Origin of the sequence: uncultured Clostridium sp. (assembly GCF_947036855.1) — a bacterium.
In the GTDB taxonomy this organism is placed as follows: domain Bacteria; phylum Bacillota; class Clostridia; order Clostridiales; family Clostridiaceae; genus Sarcina.
This window is the reverse complement of the sequence record NZ_CAMQRY010000187.1, coordinates 1-3,566: the sequence shown is the minus strand read 5'-3', so window position 1 is coordinate 3,566 and position 3,566 is coordinate 1. Positions and strand designations below refer to the sequence as shown.

3 protein-coding genes and 1 riboswitch are annotated in these 3,566 nt (G+C 31.0%); all 3 genes read left to right on the top strand.

Going from position 1 to position 3,566, the window contains the following annotated elements:
- Window positions 1–471: hypothetical protein (locus Q0V15_RS12480; RefSeq protein ID WP_297439471.1), on the top strand; the 471-nt coding region annotated here is incomplete at its 5' end.
- 155 nt (window positions 472–626) lie between these two features.
- Complete coding sequence (locus Q0V15_RS12475) at window positions 627–1,541, top strand: patatin-like phospholipase family protein (RefSeq protein WP_297439470.1); 915 nt, start codon at window positions 627–629, stop codon at window positions 1,539–1,541.
- Between the two features lie 138 nt (window positions 1,542–1,679).
- Window positions 1,680–1,855: riboswitch (Lysine riboswitch) on the top strand.
- Window positions 1,856–1,992: 137 nt separating this feature from the next.
- Window positions 1,993–3,420, top strand: coding sequence for an amino acid permease (locus Q0V15_RS12470; protein ID WP_297439469.1), 1,428 nt, complete (start codon window positions 1,993–1,995; stop codon window positions 3,418–3,420).
- The last annotated feature ends 146 nt before the right edge of the window (window positions 3,421–3,566 follow it).

Sequence of the window (3,566 nt, the reverse complement as noted above, 5' to 3'; positions counted from 1 at the left end):
GTTAAAGTAGAAAGAGAAATTATAAAAGAAGAAATTGTAGTGCCTAAAGCACCTAAAGTTCCAAATACTCCAGGAGATAGATTAATGGAGTCAATAAAAGAACAACAAAAAAATGAAGGTCTTTTAACTTTAGATGATGATAAGGTTAATACTTTAGCTTATAAAGAGCATCTTGTAAATTATATGAAGCTTGGATTTGCTTGTAATATGTTAATGAAAAAAGCGAATGAATGTAATGATACAGCAGAAAGAGCTAAATTATTCTCATTTACAGAAGTTGTTCAAAAGAGAACTGATGAGTTTGAAGCAAAATTCAAAGAAATAGGACTTACAACAGGGCAAATCTTTACTTTTAGAATGGAAGTTTTAAGAGATGTAAGAAAATATAAAGATGATAGCATGAAAGAAATTTGTGATTATATCAACAGATTATATTCAGAAAGTGATAGATTAATAGAAAATTTAAAGTAAGTATGTTAAGAGATGGGTAAACCATCTCTTTTTTTATTAATCAATAATAGTTATTAATTAAATATTCACAGAATAGACATAATGATATATAATTAGAAATACGTAAATTTGATTTAGAAATACAAAAGATGGTTTGAAAAGATATGGAGGCACAGATGAAAATAGGATTGGTTTTATCAGGTGGTGGGGGAAAAGGCGCATATGAGCTAGGTGTTTGGAATGCACTTGGAGAACTTGGACTGCAGAAGCATATAAAAGTTATATCAGGGACTTCAATAGGAGCGTTTAATGCTGTTTTATTTGCTCAAAATAGCCAAGAGATGGCTATAGGACTTTGGGATGAAGTTACAATGGACAAGCTTATACCACTTACTAAGTTTCAACTTATGAGGAAGGGGGTAGCACTTGCAATTGGTTCTAAAGCTATGAATTTTAGTAAGAAACACATGAAAAATAGATGGGATTCTGTAAAGAGTGCTCCAAAAGATGGCGTTATGGATATGATTAATAAATATTTAGATATGGATATGATGAGAGCGTCAGGAAGAATTTGTTATGCAGCTTGTACAGAGCTTCCAGATTTTACACCTAAATATTTTAAGCTTAATGATTATAGTAATGAAGATGCAAAAGATATAATTATGGCATCTGCAACATTACCAATAATTTATAAGAGTACTCATGTTGATGGGAAAAAATATTTTGATGGAGGAATTGCTGATAATACACCAGTTCAACCAGTATATGGAGAAGGGTGTGATTTTATTATAGTAGTGCTTCTTGCAACGGATGATACTATTGATAAAAGTTTATATCCTAATGCAAGGATAATAGAAATAGGGCCAAAGAAAGATTATGAGGGCGTTTTAAAAGGAACTCTTAATTTGGATGCACCAGCAAAGAAAAAACGTATAAAGCATGGATATGAGGATACTATGGCACTACTTGAACCTATATTTGGAATGTATAGAGGATTATACTTATTAGAACTTGAAAAAAGATATCCTATACTTATTAAGTTTGCAAGGTTTTTTGATAAATTCAAAAGAAAAAAAGATATTGAATTTTAATATTATACTATCAGCATTATTCAATTAATATTATTTAATTAATATTAAAAATTGGATTTTAGTATTAATTAAATAAAAAAACTGGACTGATATTGACGAAAGTTTTATATTAAAGCATAATGATAGCATAAAAGTTAATAACGAGGTAGAGGAGCAAATTTTATCAGTATCATTAAAGAGGACAAGTACCTAAGATGTAATGAAAAAGGAAAATTTGCCGAAGTGTATAAAATATACTTGTATTTTATATAGCTGGGATTGTATAGAAAATGTACAATACTGTCACAATATAATTGTGGGGTGCTATCATTAATGTAAATTTAAAGTATTTGAATTGTATTTTTAGATTTGAATTATCACCCCTAGGCTATTTTTAGCTTGGGGTTTTTTATTTATTATTAATTAGCTGCCGGTTATAAACTTATGGAATACCATAAGAGGAGGACTAATGATGAGTAGTAATAATGAAGGGTTAAAAAGAGGACTTAAAGCAAGACACCTTTCTATGATAGCTCTTGGCGGAGCTATTGGAACTGGGATATTTTTAGCAATGGGAGGAACTATAAAAACGGCCGGTGTTGGTGGTTCATTTCTTGCATATAGCATAGTTGGAGTAATGGTTTATTTTCTATGTACAGGGCTTGGGGAAATGGCTACATATCTGCCAGAAACAGGTTCGTTTGGTAGTTACTCAACTAAATTTATAGACCCAGCACTTGGTTTTGCAATGGGGTGGAATTATTGGTATAACTGGGCAATAACAATAGCAGCGGAGATGGTTGCTGGTTCTATAGTTATGAAGTTTTGGTTTCCACAGATTCCAGCAATTGCATGGAGTGCTGTATTTCTTCTGATAATAGTTGGACTTAACTTACTATCAGCAAGAGCATATGGTGAATCAGAGTTTTGGTTTGCAACAATAAAAGTTATAACTGTTGTTATATTTATTATAATTGGAGTTTTAATGATATTTGGAATAATGGATGGAAAAGCAGAAGGTTTTTCAAGGTACTTCCAAGGTGGAGGTCCATTTATAGGAGGAAGTAAAGCTATATTTGGAATATTCCTTGTTGCAGGTTTTTCTTTCCAAGGGACAGAACTTGTGGGACTTGCAGCAGGTGAGAGTGAAAATCCAGAAAGAGATGTACCAAAAGCTGTAAATACAATTTTTTGGAGAATAGTTTTATTTTATCTTGGAACTATACTTGTTATTGGAGCATTAATAAATCATGCAGATTTATCAGTTTCAACTAGTGCTTTTACAGTAGTTTTTGAAAGAGTTGGATTAGCAGGTGCTGCTTCAATTATGAATGCAGTAATTTTAACATCAGTTTTATCAGCAGGAAATTCTGGGATGTATGCATCAAGTAGAATGCTTTATGCAATGGCTAAAGATGGAATGGCTCCTAAAATGTTTGGTAAAACAACTAAAAGAGGAGTTCCTTTAAATGCTATAATACTTACAATGATAGTTGCTAGTTTATCATTTTTAACAGGAAGTTTTGGAGATGGAACAGTTTATACATGGCTTGTAGCTGCATCGGGATTATCAGGATTTATAGCTTGGCTTGGGATAGCAGCATGTCATTATAGATTTAGAAAAGCATACATAGCTCAAGGTAAAAAAATTAAAGATTTACCATATAGAGCAAAATTATTTCCATTTGGACCTATTATAGCTTTTATTATTTGTTTTGTAGCTGTTGTTGGGCAGGGATATTCAAATATAGGAAGTGATGGAGTTCAGTGGGGAAACTTAATAGCAGCATACATAGGAATACCTTTGTTTATAGTGATATTTTTCTATTATAAAATTAAGCATAAAACAAAAGTAATTCCATTACAAGAAGTAGATTTAAGAAGACTTGATGAAAAATAGTAACAAAAGGCACAGTAAATTAATTTTTATTGTGCCTTTTATTTAGGTATAATTAATATAATAAAATTTGTATTATGAGGGGTTTATTATGATAAAAATAATTGATGTCGATAAAAATAATTTTTGGGACGTTATAAAATTAAGTG

Excerpts from the sequence above, each read along its gene's own strand:
- Q0V15_RS12470 (WP_297439469.1), top strand. The coding sequence starts at position 1,993 with ATGAGTAGTAATAATGAAGGGTTAAAAAGAGGACTTAAAGCAAGACAC.
- Q0V15_RS12475 (WP_297439470.1), top strand. The coding sequence starts at position 627 with ATGAAAATAGGATTGGTTTTATCAGGTGGTGGGGGAAAAGGCGCATAT.